The sequence below is a fragment of the Brachybacterium sp. genome, from assembly GCF_036379615.1.
In the GTDB taxonomy this organism is placed as follows: Bacteria; Actinomycetota; Actinomycetes; order Actinomycetales; family Dermabacteraceae; genus Brachybacterium.
Genome location: NZ_DASVGJ010000015.1, coordinates 50,861 through 68,371 on the forward strand (window position 1 = coordinate 50,861; position 17,511 = coordinate 68,371).

Consider the following 17,511-nt stretch of genomic DNA (forward strand, 5'->3'; position numbering starts at 1 on the left):
GGCGGCCGAATCACAGGCCCCGCCCGCTGCTCCGACACTCTTCGAGAGACCGCGTCGACTCAGGTGGCGCATTGCTGTACTCCCGTCGTTGGAAGGTGCGGAGGCCCCGTGGCCCCGCATGGAACAATCTTCGCCACTGTAAGATTGTCTGTCAAGAACACATGCCTATTTGTTACATCGGAGTGCGCGGTAGTCGTCCGGACGCGAAACGCGCCGCCCCCGACCCGGCCCGCGCCAGGTCTCAGGCTCGGGGCCCGAATCTCACGGGTTGACGCAGATGACCTCAAAGACGTCGATCCCTGGCGTGCACAGTCGGAGCACGCCTTCGGACCAGGTCCAGTCGAGCTCATCGCCGGTGACGAGCGCACGCACTCCGCGTGGCTCCTCGGGACAGGTGATCTCGAGGTCGGCCGGGGCGGTCGGGGCGGGATCCACGAACCGCTGGGGCCGTTCGCCGCTGCGGTTGAGGAGGTGGATCATCGGTCCGCGCGCTCCGCGACCGGGGACGATGCGCACGTGGTCGGGCAGTGTCGTACCCCATCGCAGGTGGGCACCGCCCACCTCCGCGACCAGCGCGGCGAGGGCGCGGCCCACGACGGAGGCACCCACCTCGCGCAGCACGAGGCCGGGCAGCCACGGGATCACGGTGACCGTGCCGCCGGCTTCGAGCCGCCAGCCCACCCGGCCGGGATGGCCGGTGACCTCGTTGCCGTGACACTTCTCTGGCGGGCCGTACAGGGCGCGACCGAGCACCGGCCAGCCGCCCCTCCCGGCAGCGCCCTGACCGACTCCGCCCTTGGCGCCCAGGGCACGGAACTCTCCCAGCGCAGGCACGTGCACCGGGCTCCCTGCTCCGCCGAGGTCGGCGGCGAGGTCCAGGTGCAGCGAGCGCAGGGACTCCTCGGTGTCGAACACGGCCATCTGATGCAGGTGCGACCGGTCGAGGTCGAGTTGGTGGGTGCCGTCGGCCCAAGCGGTGCTGCCGGTGGTGATCACGGCGCCGCCCATCTCCGCGAAGGCACGCACGGCGGCAAGGGCCACTTCCGGCAGCGCGCCGACGTCGGGCAGGATCACGAGATCGAAGCGGCCGCGGTCGAGGTCGGCGAGCGCCGCTGCGCGGAGCACGGAGGCCGGGATGTGCGCCTCCGAGAGAGCGGTGTGCCACCCCTCGAACTCGGTGCGAGCACGAGCGCTGCCCGCCGGCCGCACCAGCGCGGTGCGCGCGGTCGAGACGAGACCGGTGTAGTGCTCCTGGTGATCACGGTGGAAGCGGCTGATCCGCGCGCTCGCGGCGAGGCCCGGGAAGGGGCTGTCGGCCGGGGTGCCCATAATGTAGGTGGAGGGCTGGGCGCCGTGGGCGAGGGACTGCACGGCGTACTGCTCGAGGTGGCGGGGGTCCTCGCCGGCCCAGCGGTAGGGCATGTCCACGAAGGCGACGGCATTGACGAAGACGGGCCGGGACGGGTCCGCCGACCGAGCGGCGTCGACGGCGTCGGCGGTGGCCTGGTGCCACAGGGGGCGGCCGACGGCGTTGTTCGCTTCGTGGAAGGTGATGTCCGCGCGGTCGCCCTGGATGAGCGCGGACTGCGGGGCGAGGTGTCGCACATGCTCCCGCATCCGTTCGTGAAGGTCCTCCAGCACTCCGTCGGAGTACTGCTTCCAGCGCGGGTAGCCCGGGTCGTCGGGACCCGCGGGCAGGGGCGTGCCCGGGGCGGCGGCCGCGAAGCCGCGCCGGCAGGCCTCGCAGTGGCAGACGCCCTGGTAGCGGCGGCTGTAGTCGACCTCGTTGAAGGACATCCAGTTGAAGAAGAACCCGGCGACCGGGTACTTCTCCAGCACCTCGGCGACGATCGCGAACATCTCGCGCTGGTAGTACTCGCCGCTCGGGCACACGCTGCGGTAGCCGTTGTAGAGCTGCGGCTCACCCTGGGGGGAGACGAAGCACCACTCGGGATGCCGCTCCGCGCGGGCGGCGTCGATCTTGGAGAAGTCCATCCGGGCCAGCACCCGGAGGCCGCGGGCCGTCGCCGCGCGGGTGGCATCGCCGACCAGATCACCGGAGGGGCGCTCGGCCAGGTACGGGTTCACGGTCTGGGAGGCGAGCCGGCTGGGGTGGTTGGCGATGATGCCGCCGACGCTCAGCAGCCAGGTGTCCGCGCCGTGGTCCTCGATCGCGTCGAGCACCGCCTCGACGTCGAGACCGGCGTCGATCTCGCGCAGATTGGTCTGGAAGGTGCGGAACGGGGAATGCCACCAGGGCGTGGTCGCCGTCTCGTCGGCGCGGGCGGGGGCCTGCGTGCTCTGCGTGCTCATCAGCCCTCCTCCACCAGCAGGCGGAACAGGGCGGAGTGGTCGAGGTCCTCCCACTGGCGGGAGAGGGCCTCGTCCATCTGTCCGGCGACCGTCTCGAGGCCCGGCAGGGCGAGGCCGCGGTGCGCGGCGGCGTCCTGGGCGAGGCGCAGGTCCTTGCGATGCAGCCGCACCCGGAATCCGGGCTCGAAGGTGCGATCGGCCATCCGCCTGCCATGGATCTCGAGGATGCGGGAGGTGGCGAAGCCGCCATCGAGGGCGGAGCGCACCTGCTCCGGGTCCAGGCCCGAGGCCTCGGCCAGGGCGAGCCCCTCGGCGACGGCCTCGATCGTCAGGCCCACGATGATCTGGTTGACGACCTTCGCCGCCTGTCCGGCGCCGGCCGGGCCGAGGTGGGTGATGCGCCCCCCGAGGATCCCCAGCAGCGGGCGGGCACGCTCGACGGCAGCCTCCTGCCCGCCGACGAAGATCGTGAGGGTGCCTTCCTGCGCACCGACCTCCCCTCCGGAGACGGGGGCGTCGACGTACTGGCCGCCCGCGTCGGCGACCTCGGCGGCGAGCCGCTCGGTCACGACCGGGGAGATCGAGCTCATGTCGATCACGAGCGTGCCGTCGGCGAGCGCGGAGAGCACGCCGTCCGGCCCCTGCAGCACCGCCTCCACGTCCGGGGTGTCGGGCAGCATGAGCAGCACCACCTCGGCGCCCTCGGCGGCGGCCGACGGGGTGGGGGCGAGCGTCGCTCCGGCGTCGACGAGGCCCTGCGAGCGGGCGTTCTCTCGGTGGATCCGCAGCTCGTGGCCGGCGTCCAGCAGATTCTTCGCCATGGGGGCGCCCATGACGCCGAGTCCGATGAATCCGATTCTCATGCTTCTCCTCCGTGGTGCGCCGCGGGGGCGGTGGTGGGGGTCCAGGTCACGTGGACGACCTCGAGGTCGTCGATCCGGTCCAGGGGGATGTGGAGCTGCCGGCCACGCAGCTCGGTGCGCGCCGGGGTGCCAGCGACGACGAGGTCGGCGCTGCCCAGCTCGCTGCCGTCGGGGACGGTGAGCACGACCTCCTGGCCGTGCAGTGGCAGAGCGTCGTGGCGCTGGCCGCGCATGGCCATCGGGTCGGTGAGGTTCACGACGGTCACGGCGATCTCGCCGTCGGCCTCGCGCACGGCGAGGTCGACGAGACCCTGCCCCCGGACCTCCACGCGGGAGGGCCCCTCGCCGCGGGCCCAGGTGACGGCGGCGGCGATCAGGCGGCCGTGGTCGGACTGCAGGGAGCGCCAGTAGACGTCGCCGATGTCGAAGGCGAGGTAGGCGGTGCGGCCGCCGCCGGGATGCTCGCGCGTGACGACCGCGGGCAGGGCCTCGCCGGGGCGGGGGTAGACCTCCTCCATCGGGAGGTCGGGATAGTCGGGCACGAAGCAGAAGGCGATGTCGGTACCGGGGAGCGCCTCGATGTCGAGCACGTGCGCGCCGGCGATGATGCGCTGGGCGCCGTCGTAGCCGGCGGTCAGCGGATGGGGTCGCGCCAGCGTCATGTACTTGTTCTTCAGCGGTCCGCGCAGTCCGCCGGCGAGCTTCACGCCCTGCAGATCTCCGAGGGCGAGGGACGGCGCGCCCGGCCCGGTGGTGAGACCGGCGTCGAAGGCGGTGACGAGCCCGCCGCCGCGCGCCACGTAGGCCTCGATCGTGGTGACGGTCGCGGGGTCGAGGTCCGCGCCGGTGGGGATGACCAGCACCGCCACGCCGTCGAGGCGCTCCGGAGCGAGTGCCTCCTCGGCGATGTACTCGAAGGGGATGCGGGCCTCGATGAGCGCCTGGTAGACGCCGTCCTCGTGCGCCCCTCCCCCGTGGCCGTGGCCGAAGGGGGTGGAGGCGGTGCGGTCCACGCAGTCCAGCAGGGCGACGTCGGCCGTGTGGCGGAGGTGTCCGGTCGCCTCCTCGACCCGGGCGTGGAGCTGGAACGCCTCGGCCATCGGCGCGACCCAGCGGTCATCGAAGTTCTCCGCCTTGAACTTGGTGAACCAGGGCAGGGCGCCCTGAGCGAAGCCGTCCACCACGAGGCCCCGGGTCTCGTGGGGATCGGCGACGGAGTCCTTCCAGCGCAGCTCGTGGTCCTCGGGACCGACGGAGGTGATCAGGGCGACGGGGCGGTCCGGGTACAGGCCGCGGGCGCGCTTGCCGATCCGTCCAGAGGTCCAGGAGGGTTCGATGCCGGAGCGACCCTGCTTGTCCACGAAGAACATCGGGTAGCGGTCCTCGACCAGGTCACGATCGAGGTCACGGGTCAGGGCCGCGCCGCGGTTGGGGAGGAAGCGGACGTGGGGCTTGATCGCGCGGACGGCGTCGTCCCAGTGCACCACCAGCTCGCTGAGCCGTCGCCGCCGCCAGGCGGTGAAGGCGGGCCAGGCGGGGTCGTGCGGGTCGGTCTCGTCCGGCAGGTCCTGGCCGGTGTCGGCCTGGAAGGCCGCGCGGGTGCCGGGGTTGTAGCTGACGCGCCGGCGCCCTTCCCACCGGTTGGCGAAGACGGCGTCGACGTCGTACTCGCGCACGATCTCCTCGGCGATGCGGGTGGTGAAGTCCCAGTGGGAGGGGCTCATGGGATCGGTCCACCACAGCCCCGGCATCGACTCGTGCTCCACGGGCGTGCCGTCGGGGCCGTGGTCGAGCCATTCGGGGTGGGCGTGGGCGGCGTCGGCGTGGACGGCGTGCGGGTCCACACGAGCCATGACATGCATGCCCAGGCGCCGCGCCTGCTCGACGAGCTCGCCGAAGGAGTCCCTGTCCCCCAGCTGGTCGCTGCGGTGGTGGAAGGGGATCTGCGTGGGGTAGAAGGCCATGTAGCCGCCCGCGCTGAGGCACAGCGCGTTCGAGCGCGTGCGCTTCATGACGTCCACCCAGAAGTCGACGTCGAGGGCGGGCGGATCGTCCTCGGTGAAGGTGAGCTGGGTCCAGCGGGTGGCGCTGAGGAACCATTCGGGGCTGCGGGCGCCGGCGGCCGGGGCCAGCAGGGTGTCGTCGATCGTCACTGATCTCCTCCCAGAGATGAATTGTCATACATGCTGACATGTCTAGCGTCTCGTGGCAAGATGTCGGCATGGACTCTCATGGATTCACCTGGCACGGATACCGAGTGAGCGCGAACGTCTCGCTCCTGTTCACCGAGGTGCCCTACCTCGAGCGCTTCGCCGCCGCCGCGGCGGCAGGGTTCACCGCGGTCGAGACGTGGTGGCCGTTCCCGACGGCGGACCCCTCACGGGCGGAGCTCGAGGAGCTGGCGGGCGCGATCGAGGAGTCCGGGCTCGCCCTCACCGGGATGAATGTGTTCGCCGGGGACATGGCGGCCGGTGAGCGCGGCATCGCCTGCCTGCCGGAGCGGGCCGCAGAGCTCGAGACCTCGCTGGCGGCGCTGCGATGGATCGCCGAGCGCACCGGCTGCCGGGGCTTCAACCTGCTGCACGGCCAGGTGCCCCACGGGGCGCAGGACACGGCGCGCCCGGCGGCCGTGCAGGCCTACCGCCGCGCCGCAGAGGTGCTCGGAGACCTTCCGGGCTCCCCCGGCACCGTGCTCGTCGAGCCGCTGGCCCGCGGACTGAACGGCGACTACCCCCTCGAGACCGCGAGGGACGCCCTCGCCCTGATCGAGGAGGTGGGAGCTGCGCACCTCGCTCTCCTGCTGGACACGTTCCACCTGGCCAGCAACGGAGTGGACCTCCTCGCCCTGATCGGGGGCGGTGCCGAGCGGATCGGTCACGTGCAGCTCGCCGACGCCCCTGGGCGCGGAGAGCCCGGCACCGGCGCGACTGCCCTCGACGCGATCGGGGAGGCCCTGATCGCCGCGGGATATCGCGGCACGGTCGCCGCGGAGTACAAGCCCACCGGGGAGACGCGGAGCACGCTGGGATGGCTTTCGCACGCGAAGGGCGCCGACGCGCTGGCATGATGTAAGTCCGGGCTACATGTTGGACATGTACCCCCGCTGACAGTGTCGCCAGGGGTGGCGGCGTGAACGGAAGGAGCCGCCGTGGCGACCGCGACAGGCCAGTACAAGCTCGGACCCGCCTCGCTGACGGAGGCGCTGTTCGCCTCGCTGCGCGAGCGCATCATCAACGGCGACATCTCCCCCGGCGAGAAGGTCACCGAGCAGCGGGTGGCGGATGAGTACGGGGTGGCCCGGCCGACGGCGAAGGCCTGCCTCGAGCGGCTCACCTCCCTCGGCCTGCTGCGCCGCACCGCGCACCGCTCGGCCTCGGTGCCGCTGCTGGATGCCGCCGAGATCGACGACCTGTTCTTCAGCCGCGAGACCTTCGAATCCGCGGCCGCCGCGCACCTCGCGCGGGAGAAGGACCTCACCGAGGAGCTCACCACCGCCCAGTCGGCGATGAGCCACGCCGCGGAGCGCGGCGACTTCCGCGGCCAGGTCCAGCACGACATCGACTTCCACTGGGCGCTGGTCAACGGGGTGCGCAGCGACCGGCTCGCACGGATGTACGAGATCATCGCCGGCGAGATCCACCTGACGATGGGCCAGTTCGCCGCGCATCGGCGCACCTCCCCCTCGACCGTGGTGAGCGAGCATGACGCGATCATGGAGGCGATCCAGGGTGGGGACGTGGACGGTGCGCAGCAGGCGCTCTCGGAGCACCTGGGACGGGCGCACGAACGGGTGAGGGCGCAGATCTCAGGCAGCTGAGTCCGGGCGCGCGTCAGCTGGATCGCGCACCTCCGGGTCCACGTCGGGCTGCGGGCGCGCAGGCCCGGCGCCCCCTCCGGCCCGCACGCCGCTTGTCGGTCCGCGACGCGGGGAGAGGTCCTTTCGCGCCTGCACGTAACGATTCGTGGAAAGCGTTGACCAGAACATCGGACCTATGCCACGCTGGCCGCACTCCTCAGAGAAGAGGTGCACGGGAGGGGGCTCGCGCCCCGGCCCACCGAGGAACCGCCGTCAGCCGTCATCGTCGACCGACAGGTGGTCCGTGCTCGGGCAGCGACTCTCTGACGTCCGCGAGTCCACATCCCGTCAGGAGCCCTCATGTTCCCTCACGATTCCGCGAAGCATCCCACCGCTCAGGCCCCCGGCCAGGTCCCTCCCGAGCTCGGCCGACGGGGCATCGGGCGCCGCAGCCTGCTGCTGGGCCTGGGCACGCTGCCGGCCGCGATGGCGCTGGCCAACTGCTCTGGAGGCACCGGCGGGGGCGCGGGCGAAGTGGAGCCGGTGGAGTACGAGCAGGGCTCCTCGGCGCTGAAGGTCGAGCTGGGACCGGAGATCGACGGGGTGCCGTACCCCGAGGGCTATGTGGGCCCGCGTGCCAGGGAGCTCGAGCCCTTCGGCGACGGCTCCACCGCGTTCACGGTGCTGACCCGCAGCGAGGCGAAGCTGAAGCTCGCGACCAACGAGCACTCGCAGTACCTCGAGGAGAAGACGGGGGTCCGGGTGGAGTACTCCACCGTGCCCCAGGGCGACGAGGGCACGCCGAAGATCAACGCCATCATCTCCAGCGGCGACCTTCCGGACGCCTTCATGCTGGGACCGGAGTGGATGGGCGGGTTCACCAAGGCCCAGCTCTACGCCTACGGCGAGCAGGGCCTCTTCCAGCCGCTGGACCAGCTCATCGACGAGTACGCGCCGGAGCTGCAGCAGCTCTTCGAGCAGAACCCCGACCTCCGCGCCTCGTGGACCGCACCGAATGGGGCGATGTACGCGATTCCGGCGGTGAACCAGTGCTACCACTGCAACTCCTCGGACACGCGGACCTGGGTGAACACCACCACGATGAAGGCTGCGGGCTGGTCCGAGCATCCCAAGACCCTCGACGAGTTCGAGCAGATGCTGCGGGACATGAAGGCATCGGATCCCGATCTGCTGCCGATGAGCGGCGACTCCTCGGTCCTCCCGTTCGGCCTGATCGCGGCCTCCTTCATGAACTTCGGCATCCAGCGCATCCGCCGCGACGGGGACACGATCGTCTACACGCCGCTGGATGAGCAGTTCCGCAAGGTGCTCGAGGTGGCCGCCCGTTTCACCGCCGACGGGCTGATCGACCGCAACACCTACACGCAGACCAACGACCAGCTGAAGCGGCTGACGATGAACAAGGAGAAGTCCCGTGTCGGCGTTCTCCAGATGGGGAACCAGTGGGGGGTCGCAGACATCGACTTCGGCAACGGCAACGAGCGGTGGCGCGAGTTCGTCGCCCTGAGCGCCTTCGCCGGGCCCGAGGGCCAGACGCCCATCATCCCCTGGGACGAGGGGCACAGCGATGCCGTCGGCCTGGTCATCTCAAGCGCCTGCGAAGATCCCGCGACCATGGTGCGCTGGGCGGACGTGCAGCTGGGGCTGCTGCCCTCGCTCGAACGAGGGATGGGAACCCTCGGCCTGTACTGGGACTGGGCCGATGGAGAGCAGCTCGGAATCGACGGCCGCCCCGCGCTGTACGCCAAGCTCCCCGCAGAGGCGACCAAGCCCGACAACGTCGGATGGCCCGAGTTCAGCCCGCACAACTCGAGCCTCGACGTGCGTCATGGCGAGGCCGTGAACGAGAAGACCTCGGTCGAGCCCGAGCTGTTCCGCTCCGGGAAGCTCTACGAGCCGTACCGCTCCCCGATCGAGAGCCTGTACCGGAATCCCTTCTTCACCACCGCGCAGTCCGCAGAGATCGGCGAACTGCGCACCAACCTCGACACCACCTACGCGCAGCTGACCACGCAGATGGCGATGGGCGATCTCGACCCGACGAACGACTCCCACTGGGAACAGTTCGTGGCAGGGTTCACGAACGCCGGGGTGGAGCGCTACCTCGAGGTGCTCACCGAGGCCGACGCCGCACGTCGCTGACCTACACGCCCTGCACCGCGCGCCGCCCCGGTCCCTCGAGGGACCGGGGCGGCGCTCGTCGGCCGTGAGGGATCAGCCGTGCAGGTGGTCGGTGCGCTCGGGCACCACCTCGGGCTCGAGGTGGAGCTTCACGACCGGGCCGATCGGGGATCCGGCGCCGGGGCCGACGGTGACCTCCAGCGCGTCCTCGGTGCGCTGCACGTCGAGCACCTCGCCGCCGCCAAGGAGGGAGACGGAGCGGATCTCCTGCGGGAGCAGCCGCAGCCCCGTGCCGAAGGAGCGGATGCGCAGCACGCCGTCCTCCGGGTGGGCGAGCGCGATCGCGTAGACGTAGTCGCCGGTGACGTCGTGGCGGGTGGTGAAGCGGAAGTCGGCGGCGGTGTGGTGGACCTCGGCGCCGTCCACGAAGGAGCCGGCCTGCGAGCGGGTGGGGCCCTCCTCGGCGACGATCCAGGGCCGGGTGCCGAAGATCGACTCGCCGTGCCCGGCCAGCCAGGCGCCGATGCTCTCGAGCATCTCCTGCTCCTCGGCGGCGATCGTGCCGTCGGGCTTGGGGCCGATGTTCAGCAGCAGGTTGCCGTTCTTGGAGACGGTGTCCGCCAGCTCGATGATCAGCTCGCCGACGGACTTGTACTCGTGGCCCTCCACCCAGCACCAGGAGGAGCGGGAGACGGAGGTGTCGTTCTGCCAGGGCACGGGGCGGATCCCGCCCATCGTGCCGCGTTCGATGTCGTAGACGGCGCTGCCCTCGGCGAAGGCCTCCCACTTGTAGTTGATGACCACCTCGCGCCCCCACTGGGCGGCGCGGTTGTAGTAGTAGGCGGCCAGGCGGCGCACGTAGGGCTCGAAGGCGGGCTGCTCGATCCACCAGTCGAACCAGAGCACCTGGGGCCGGTAACGGTCGATGATCTCGACGGTGCGCAGCAGCCAGTCCTCGAGGTGGCGCTCGTTCGGTGCCGTCTCCTCACGCTGCGCGGGGCCATAGAAGTCCTGGTAGGCGGGATCCAGCACGTCGGAGTCGAAGCGGGCGCCGCCGTTCATGAAGAACCAGTGCTCGGCGCGATGCGAGGAGGCACCGCGCACGATCGAGGCGTCGTCCGAGGCGGCGAGGAGGTCCCCGAGCACGTCGCGGCGCGGCCCCATCTGCGCGGCGTTCCAGCGCGTGCGGTCGCTCTCGTACATCGCGAAGCCGTCATGGTGCTCGGCGACGGGCACCACGAACTGCGCGCCGGCGCGGCGGAACAGCGCGGCCCAGGCGGCGGGGTCGTAGTCCTCCATGGTGAAGGAGGGGATGAAGTCCTTGTAGCCGAACTCGGAGTGGGGCCCGTAGGTCTCGAGGTGGTGGGCGTGCTCGCGGGTGCCCTCGAGGTACATGGTGCGTGAGTACCACTCGCTGCTGAAGGCGGGCACCGAGTAGACGCCCCAGTGCAGGAAGATCCCGAACTTCGCGTCCGCGTACCAGCGGGGCACCTCGTAGGCGCGCAGCGAGTCCCAGTCATCGCGGTAGGGGCCCTGCGCGATCGCGGCGTCCACCTCGGCGAGGGCGGCGGTGCTGTCAGAGACGTCGACCGCGGGCGGGAGGGAGTCGGGGTCGAGCCGGGGCAGGCCGTGCGGTGCGGTCATGGGTCCTCTTCCGTGGAGGTCGGTGCGTCGGTGCACTGGGCTCAGCGGCGCTGCAGGGCCGACGAGGGCGCTCGCGCGCGGAGCGAATCGTTTCGTGTGATGTACCGTAGGATCACCGGAAGTGCTCGTCAAGCCCCTACGGAGCACGGGAGATCCGATGACCTCGTACAAGGACATCCGGGCCGAGACCGGCCTGGCCCTCTCCACGATCTCGAAGCACTTCAACGGCCTGCCCATCCGGCCCGAGAACCGTGCGGCGATCGAGGCGGCCGCGGCCCGCCTGGACTACCGGCCCAACATCCTCGCCAGCGGCCTGCGCTCCCAGCGCTCCCGCACCGTGGGTGTGCTGCTGCCCGTGCTCGACAACGGCTTCCACCTCGCGCTCATCGCCGGGGTCGAGGCGGCGCTGCGCCCGGCCGGGCTGAGCGTGATCGTCTCCTCCAGCCCGGACGCCTCCGCGGGCGCGGCGGAGCTGCTGCGCACCCGGCAGGTGGACGGCATCATCGCCGTCGCCTCGCCGCATGACCTGGAGCCGCTGCGGCGCGCGGCGCAGGAGATCCCGGTGGTGCTCATCGACTGGGAGGCGGACGTCCCCGGCAGCGACGGCGTCTTCCTCGACAACCGCGAGGCCGGCCGGATCGCGGCCCGCCACCTGCTGGACCACGGCCATCGTGCGCTCGCGGTGGTGGGCGGGGACCGCAGCATCTCCACCACGAACGACCGCACCGAGGGCTTCCTCGCCGAGGCGGAGGAGGCCGGGGCGGAGGTCGCGCCGGAGCTGGTGACCAGCGGCCCGCTCACGATCGAGCAGGGCCGGCGCGCGATGGGCGAGATCCTGCTGCAGCGCCGGCGGCCCACGGCGGTGTTCTCCTCGAACCACGAGCTGACGCTCGGCGCCGTGATCGCGATGAACGAGTCGGGACTGCGGATCGGGGAGGACATCTCGCTGGTGGGGTTCGACGCGACGGATCTGGCGCGCGCCACCCAGCCCACGCTCACCCTCGTCGAGCAGCCCGAGCACGAGATCGCCGCCCAGGCCGCCGCGCGGATCCGGGCACGGCTCGAGGGCGGGCCGGATTCGGGGCCGGAGCGGGTGGTGCTCGCGCCGCGGCTGGTCACGGGCGGGTCGGTGCGTCGGCGGTGAGCGCTGGCGGCGCGCCGTGCAGCGCTCTCATCGGGCGCGGAACACCACCATGCGCTGCACGGCGTAGCTTAGCGTGAACAGGACGAGGTCGGTCACCGTCTTCGCCACCAGCAGGGGGATCCCGAGCCCGTGCAAGGCGTTCACGAGGAGCACTCCCGCCCCGAGGACGATGACGGCCAGTACTGCGTACGCCGCGGCCGCCCGCACCGGGTGTGACGAGCGCCCGCCGGGGAAGACGAACGCCCTGTTCATGGCGAAGTTCCCGGAGGCGCTCAGCACTCTGGCCACGCTCAGAGCGAGCCACAGCGGGGACCCGACCCCGGCCAGCAGCAGGAACACCGCGGTGTCGAGGGCGACGGCGAGCAGGCCGGAGAGTGAGAACGCGAGCACGGGCGCGAGCACCCGCAGGGAGTCCCGCACGGGCCGGAAGTGGCTGGCGGCGTTCTGGTCGAGGTACACCGTGGAGATCGGCACCTGGTGCAGGCCGATGCCCTCGCGGCCCGCCCGCACGAGCATCCCGTACTCGTACTCGTACCGGTCCCCCGGGATCTCCATGGCCCAGCCCAGGCGCTCGGCGGGCAGTCCCCGCAGACCGGTCTGGGTGTCCCGGAGCCGGGCGCCCGCGGCGAGGCGGAGCACCCAGGAGCTCGCCAGGTTGCCTGCGCGGGAGCGGAGCGGGACGTCCTGGTCGAAGCCGCGCACGCCGAGCACGATCGCGTGACCGGAGGCGGCCGGGGCACCCTCCGCTTCGGTGCCATCGAGGCCGTCGAGGACGTCGCGGACCTTGCGGATGTCCGCCGGGGTGTGCTGGCCGTCGGCGTCGGCCGTGACCACGCCGCATCCGGGACGGGAACGGCGCACGTGGTCCAGACCGGTGCGCAGCGCGCCACCCTTGCCCACGTTCTCCTCGAGGTGCAGGACCTCGGCGCCCAGCAGCTCGCAGCGGTCGAAGACGCCGCGGAAGCGGGGACCGGAGCCGTCGTCGACGACGAGCATGGCGATGTCATCGTCAATCAGACCGGCGACGAGGGGCTCGAGCTCTGCTCCGGGGTCGAGCGCCGGGATCAGCACGACGGCTCGGGAGGTGGCAGTGGGCAGGGAGCGTACGGGCAGGGCGGCGGGCTGTGCGGCGTGGCCGAGCGTGCTCTCGGGGCGGATCGTCGTCATCGCGATCAGCCGGCCACGTAGAGGATGTCGGAGGTCGCGCGCTCCCCGCCGTTCGAGGGCTGCGTGATGATCTCGCCGTCGACGATCATCACGCTCGAGCCGCCGCCGTCGAGGTTGTACCCGGTGGTGCAGCCCAGGTCGGCGAGGATCTCCCCCAGCTCGGTGAGCCCCACTCCGCGGGAGTACCCCTCGGAGCGGCCGTCGACCACCAGCAGCACCAGGTGGTTTTTTCCGATGACACCGATCGCGGTGCGGGGCTGCTCGCCCTGGATCGAGTGGTTGCCGAAGTTCGTGTCGATCTCGACGTCCTCGACGCCCGCCGGCACGGCCCCGTCCACGAGCACGGCCGGGCCGAAGCTGAGGGTGTTCCAGGCGCTGTCGGCCAGCAGCTCCTCGCCGCTGGTGGCGGTCTCGTCGTAGACCTCGATGCGGCCGTCGCGGTAGAGGACCAGGCCCTCGCGCACGGGCTCGTCGCGGTAGACCACGCCGTTGCGGAGGATGATGCCGTCGTCGCGGAAGCCGTAGTAGTCGCCGTTGATCGCCAGCACGGCGCCCTGGCGGGCGGCGATCGCGCTCGGCGCCTCGGTGATGTTCTGGCCGACCTCGTCCTGGGCGAAGGCGGCGCGCAGCACGGTGGCATCGGTGATCTCGATGGTGGCCGCGTGCCAGGCGAGCGCCTCGGATCCGGAGCCCGTCGCGGTGGAGGTGAGGGTGATGGTGGTGGTCGAGGAGGCGTATCCCGTGCTGGTGAAGCCGCCGTCGGTCGCGAGGGCGCCCACGGTGGTGGTGCCGGCGGTGGACTCGGCCGCGGTGACGTCGGAGACCTCCACCTTCTCCCGCAGGAAGCGGTCGTACGCCCAGGCGGCGGAGACGCCGCCGGTGCCGAGCAGGGCGGCGCCGGTGCCGATCAGGGCGCGTCGGCGGATCACTCGTCCGCGGGCTGCTGCGGGCGGGGTGCTCTTCGGGGGCCGGTCTTCCGGCACGGACGGGTCTGGGGTGGGGGTGCGGTGTGTGCTCATGGCCGGAAGCGTCGGTGCCCGGGCTGTGCCCGGGCACTGATCCTGCTATGAGCCACCTATGCGGATGCGCCGGGCCGAGGGCGTGGACCTGCGGGGTCGGTCATACAGCGGCCACAGCGCAGACATAGCTGATCCATAGGTGCCCCCGGGAACCTCGATGCCACACCACCCATCGAGGAGCATCCCAATGTCCGCCATCACCCTGTACGCCCTGGATCTCGCCGCCGCCGCCGTGCTCACGTTCGGCATCTACTGGCCCCGTCATCATCGACGCGACCTCGTCGTCGCGTTCCTGGGGATCAACGTCGGCGTGCTCGCCGTCTCCGCCCTGCTGGCCACCTCCGCCGTGAGCGCCGGGATCGGCCTGGGCCTGTTCGGGGTGCTCTCGATCATCCGGCTGCGCTCCGACGAGCTCGCCCAGCACGAGATCGCCTACTACTTCGCCTTCCTCGCCCTGGGGCTGGTGGGCGGGCTCTCCGTCTCGCCCACCGCTGCGGCGGCGTTCATGGGGCTGATCGTCGTGACCATGGTGGTCGTGGACCACCCCTCCCTCCTGGGTCGTCACCGTCGCCAGCTGATCGTGGTGGACCGTGCCCTCGCCGACGAGGACGAGCTGCGCGCCCATCTCGAGCAGATGCTCGCGGCGCAGGTCACGGGGATGATCGTGCAGCGCCTGGACACCGTGGGCGACACGACCGCCGTGGACGTCCGCTTCCGCGTCTCCCCCGGCGGGGCGAGCGCCCCGGCGGCGGGGCTCGCAGAGCCCCGCGAGGATCGTCGGCCCACCTCGGGCGAGCATGGTCTGCTCTCCGACGACGGCGGCACCGCGGCCTCCCGCACCTCAGATCACGGGGCCGACGCCCGGATGGCGACGGTGTCGCGATGACCGCTCTGGATGCCCTGCCGACCGTCGGGCTCGAGGAGATCGCCGAGCGGGCGGGCCGCATGACCCGCACGGATCGCAAGTACCTGGTCCCTCGCGCCGCCGCCCACCGCCTGCTCGACGAGCTCTCCGGCCGGGTACGGGTGCTGTCCATCTCCGGGCATCGCACCTTCCGGTACCGCTCGACCTACTACGACGCCGCGGGCCTCCCGGCCTTCCATGCGGCGGCGCGGGCGCGCCGGCTTCGCTCGAAGGTGCGCAGCCGCGAGTACCTCGACACCGGCACGGCGTTCCTCGAGGTGAAGACCACGACCGGGCGCGGCGAGTCGTCCAAGCAGCGGATCCCGCTCCCGGCCGGCGCCGCCCGCGACGCCCTGGACGCGGCCTCCGTCGCCTTCGTGACCGGCACGCTCGCATCGGCGCGCATCCCCCTCCCGACGACGCCGTTCACCCCCGTCCTGACCACCCGCTACGACCGCACCACGCTGCTGATGGACGACGAGGACAGCCGGCTGACGCTCGACGCCGGCCTGCTCTGGTCGCTCCCAGGGACGGGCCGACCCGCCGACGGCGGACGGCATGCCGCCGAGCCCCGTGCGGTGTCGCGGGCGCTGCACGGGTTCGTGGTCCTCGAGACCAAGGCCGGCGCCCGGCCGGGCACCGCGGACCGGCTGCTGTGGGCTGACGGGCACCGCCCCGTGCGCCTGTCGAAGTACGCCACGGGCCTGGCCCTGCTGGACCCGCGGCTGCCCCACAACCGCTGGCATCGCACCCTGCAGACCCTGCGCACGGCGACCTGACCCTCCACCCACCGACCCACTGACCCGCACCACTGACCTGCACCACCAGAACCCGACGGCCCCGGCCGCGAGAGGACACGATCACCATGAGCACCCACCGCACCCCCACCGGTCTCGCCCGGACCCCCGCACGCCCCCGGGCACGGGGAGGCATCCGCCGCTCCATGGCCGCCGTCGCGGCCACCGCCGCGACCCTGGCCCTGGCCGCCTGCGGCGCCGGCGCCGCGATCACCGGCACCACGTCGAGCGACGCAGGATCGACATCCGCGGCGTCGTCGACGAGCAGCACCTCGACCACGGAGGGCACCGCGATGCTCTCGAGCCTCGACCTGACCACGCTGGACATCCACGCCGACGAGGACGACCTGACCTGGGACACGGCCGAGGAGCAGACCATCACCCTGGCCGATGCGGGGTCCACCTCCGACGCCGACGGCGTCACGGTCGACGGCTCCACGGTCACCATCACGCAGGGCGGCGTCTACCGGGTCTCCGGCTCGCTCACGGACGGCCAGCTGGTAATCGCGGCTCTGGACGATCAGACCGTGACGGTCATCCTCGATGACGCCTCGATCACCAGCAGCACCGGCCCGGCCGTCTCCGTGACGAGCGCCGACGAGGTCACCCTGTACCTCGCGGAGGGCTCCTCGAACGCGGTCGAGGACGGCGCGGACTACGAGGTCGCCGACGACGCGACGCCGGTCGCCGCGATCGCCTCGGCCTCTGATCTGACGATCGCCGGCTCCGGCGCGCTCGGCGTCGTCGGCACCTCGAACGACGGTATCTCCAGCAAGGACGGCCTTGTCATCGCCGGCGGCGACCTCACCGTGACCGCCGTCGACGACGCGATCCGCGGCAAGGACTACGTGAGCATCACCGGCGGTACCTTCGACGTCACCAGCGGCGGCGACGCGATCAAGTCCGACAACTACGAGGACGAGGACCGCGGCTGGGTCCTGATCACCGCGGGCACCTTCTCGATCGATGCCGGGGACGACGGCATCGACGCCGAGCAGGCGGTCGAGATGCTCGACGGCACGCTGAGCATCACGCGATCGACCGAGGGCGTGGAGGCCGCGAACGTGCTGATCAGCGGCGGCACCGTGGAGATCACGGCGTCCGACGACGGGATCAACGCCACCGCCGCGACCACGGCGGAGGAGGCCGCCGCCGAGGAGACCGCCGCCGACGCCTCGGACTCCGGGAGCACCGACTCCGGGACCACCGACACAGGAACCGCGGACCCGCGCCAGCAGGGCGCGGGAGGCGGCGGTGAGGAGGACGACGGCTCGCTGCTGGCGGTCTCGGGCGGGACCCTCACCATCGACGCAGACTTCGACGGCCTCGACTCCAACGGCACCATCTCGTTGACCGGCGGCGACCTGACGATTACGAGCGCGGACAACGGCGGGGACGCCCCCGTGGACGCCAACGGGGACATCACCTTCGAGGGCGCGACGCTCACCGCGAACGGCACGGAGATCACCTCGGTGGAGGAGCTCGGCACGACAATGGGCGCTGGCCCGGGCGGCGGGCAGATGGGCACGCCTCCCGACCGTCCGCAGCGGGGTTCCGGCTCCTCGTCCGACACGACGGGGTCCACTGATTCCACAGGATCGACGGACTCCACGGGGTCGTGATCGCGGCGTCCTGATCCTGCGGCGGCTCCGTTCGGTGCGTTCTCGACCGGACGGAGCCGCTCGCTGCGTGCGGTCGGTGCTCGCCGGGCCGAGGGCGGCG

Annotated in this window: 13 protein-coding genes; 7 read left to right on the plus strand and 6 right to left on the minus strand. The window is 71.7% G+C overall.

Annotated features, from left to right (window positions below):
• Window positions 1-261 precede the first annotated feature (261 nt).
• The 3 genes from VF289_RS03300 to VF289_RS03310 are packed head-to-tail and all read right to left on the minus strand — an operon-like array spanning window position 262 to window position 5,329.
• On the minus strand, window positions 262-2,313 hold the full coding sequence (locus VF289_RS03300; RefSeq protein ID WP_330881049.1) for an alpha-amylase family protein: 2,052 nt from the start codon (window positions 2,311-2,313) through the stop codon (window positions 262-264).
• On the minus strand, window positions 2,313-3,176 hold the full coding sequence (locus VF289_RS03305) for an NAD(P)-dependent oxidoreductase (protein WP_330881053.1): 864 nt from the start codon (window positions 3,174-3,176) through the stop codon (window positions 2,313-2,315). Before VF289_RS03305 ends, VF289_RS03300 begins: the two co-directional genes overlap by 1 nt.
• Window positions 3,173-5,329, minus strand: coding sequence for an alpha-amylase family protein (locus tag VF289_RS03310; protein ID WP_330881054.1), 2,157 nt, complete (start codon window positions 5,327-5,329; stop codon window positions 3,173-3,175). Before VF289_RS03310 ends, VF289_RS03305 begins: the two co-directional genes overlap by 4 nt.
• 68 nt (window positions 5,330-5,397) lie before the next feature.
• Here VF289_RS03310 and VF289_RS03315 point away from each other — a divergent pair, with 68 nt between their 5' ends.
• The 3 genes from VF289_RS03315 to VF289_RS03325 all read left to right on the plus strand — a co-directional run bounded on the left by VF289_RS03315 (window position 5,398) and on the right by VF289_RS03325 (window position 9,135).
• Window positions 5,398-6,243, plus strand: a complete 846-nt coding sequence (locus VF289_RS03315) for a hydroxypyruvate isomerase family protein (RefSeq protein ID WP_330881056.1) — start codon at window positions 5,398-5,400, stop codon at window positions 6,241-6,243.
• 81 nt (window positions 6,244-6,324) lie between these two features.
• A complete protein-coding gene (locus tag VF289_RS03320) occupies window positions 6,325-6,993 on the plus strand; it encodes a GntR family transcriptional regulator (RefSeq protein WP_330881058.1) in 669 nt (222 codons plus the stop codon).
• A 339-nt stretch (window positions 6,994-7,332) separates the two neighbouring features.
• The gene (locus VF289_RS03325) at window positions 7,333-9,135 is read left to right on the plus strand and encodes an extracellular solute-binding protein (RefSeq protein ID WP_330881060.1); all 1,803 of its coding nucleotides are present in this window, start codon (window positions 7,333-7,335) and stop codon (window positions 9,133-9,135) included.
• Window positions 9,136-9,207: 72 nt separating this feature from the next.
• Here VF289_RS03325 and VF289_RS03330 read toward each other — a convergent pair whose 3' ends face one another.
• A complete protein-coding gene (locus tag VF289_RS03330) occupies window positions 9,208-10,758 on the minus strand; it encodes an alpha-L-fucosidase (RefSeq protein WP_330881062.1) in 1,551 nt (516 codons plus the stop codon).
• A 157-nt stretch (window positions 10,759-10,915) separates the two neighbouring features.
• Between VF289_RS03330 and VF289_RS03335 the strand changes: the two genes are divergently transcribed.
• Window positions 10,916-11,902 carry a LacI family DNA-binding transcriptional regulator gene (locus VF289_RS03335; RefSeq protein ID WP_330881064.1) on the plus strand — a complete coding sequence of 329 codons (987 nt, stop codon included), beginning with the start codon at window positions 10,916-10,918 and terminating at the stop codon, window positions 11,900-11,902.
• A gap of 27 nt (window positions 11,903-11,929) precedes the next feature.
• On the opposite strand, the gene VF289_RS03340 is transcribed toward VF289_RS03335, so the two are convergent.
• Window positions 11,930-13,069, minus strand: a complete 1,140-nt coding sequence (locus VF289_RS03340; protein ID WP_330881066.1) for a bifunctional glycosyltransferase family 2/GtrA family protein — start codon at window positions 13,067-13,069, stop codon at window positions 11,930-11,932.
• A gap of 5 nt (window positions 13,070-13,074) precedes the next feature.
• Window positions 13,075-14,088 (minus strand): phosphodiester glycosidase family protein, encoded by a 1,014-nt coding sequence (locus VF289_RS03345; protein WP_330881068.1) that lies wholly within the window; start codon window positions 14,086-14,088, stop codon window positions 13,075-13,077.
• Between the two features lie 187 nt (window positions 14,089-14,275).
• Here VF289_RS03345 and VF289_RS03350 point away from each other — a divergent pair, with 187 nt between their 5' ends.
• The 3 genes from VF289_RS03350 (at window position 14,276) to VF289_RS03360 (ending at window position 17,411) form a co-directional block, all read left to right on the plus strand.
• Window positions 14,276-14,974 carry a DUF4956 domain-containing protein gene (locus VF289_RS03350; RefSeq protein WP_330881070.1) on the plus strand — a complete coding sequence of 233 codons (699 nt, stop codon included), beginning with the start codon at window positions 14,276-14,278 and terminating at the stop codon, window positions 14,972-14,974.
• Window positions 14,971-15,771, plus strand: a complete 801-nt coding sequence (locus tag VF289_RS03355; RefSeq protein WP_330881072.1) for a polyphosphate polymerase domain-containing protein — start codon at window positions 14,971-14,973, stop codon at window positions 15,769-15,771. Before VF289_RS03350 ends, VF289_RS03355 begins: the two co-directional genes overlap by 4 nt.
• Window positions 15,772-15,857: 86 nt before the next feature.
• On the plus strand, window positions 15,858-17,411 hold the full coding sequence (locus tag VF289_RS03360; protein ID WP_330881073.1) for a carbohydrate-binding domain-containing protein: 1,554 nt from the start codon (window positions 15,858-15,860) through the stop codon (window positions 17,409-17,411).
• Window positions 17,412-17,511 lie beyond the last annotated feature (100 nt).

Excerpts from the sequence above, each read along its gene's own strand:
- VF289_RS03300 (WP_330881049.1), bottom strand. The coding sequence starts at position 2,313 with ATGAGCACGCAGAGCACGCAGGCCCCCGCCCGCGCCGACGAGACGGCG.
- VF289_RS03305 (WP_330881053.1), bottom strand. The coding sequence starts at position 3,176 with ATGAGAATCGGATTCATCGGACTCGGCGTCATGGGCGCCCCCATGGCG.
- VF289_RS03315 (WP_330881056.1), top strand. The coding sequence starts at position 5,398 with ATGGACTCTCATGGATTCACCTGGCACGGATACCGAGTGAGCGCGAAC.
- VF289_RS03325 (WP_330881060.1), top strand. The coding sequence starts at position 7,333 with ATGTTCCCTCACGATTCCGCGAAGCATCCCACCGCTCAGGCCCCCGGC.
- VF289_RS03330 (WP_330881062.1), bottom strand. The coding sequence starts at position 10,758 with ATGACCGCACCGCACGGCCTGCCCCGGCTCGACCCCGACTCCCTCCCG.
- VF289_RS03335 (WP_330881064.1), top strand. The coding sequence starts at position 10,916 with ATGACCTCGTACAAGGACATCCGGGCCGAGACCGGCCTGGCCCTCTCC.
- VF289_RS03340 (WP_330881066.1), bottom strand. The coding sequence starts at position 13,069 with ATGACGACGATCCGCCCCGAGAGCACGCTCGGCCACGCCGCACAGCCC.
- VF289_RS03345 (WP_330881068.1), bottom strand. The coding sequence starts at position 14,088 with ATGAGCACACACCGCACCCCCACCCCAGACCCGTCCGTGCCGGAAGAC.
- VF289_RS03350 (WP_330881070.1), top strand. The coding sequence starts at position 14,276 with ATGTCCGCCATCACCCTGTACGCCCTGGATCTCGCCGCCGCCGCCGTG.
- VF289_RS03355 (WP_330881072.1), top strand. The coding sequence starts at position 14,971 with ATGACCGCTCTGGATGCCCTGCCGACCGTCGGGCTCGAGGAGATCGCC.
- VF289_RS03360 (WP_330881073.1), top strand. The coding sequence starts at position 15,858 with ATGAGCACCCACCGCACCCCCACCGGTCTCGCCCGGACCCCCGCACGC.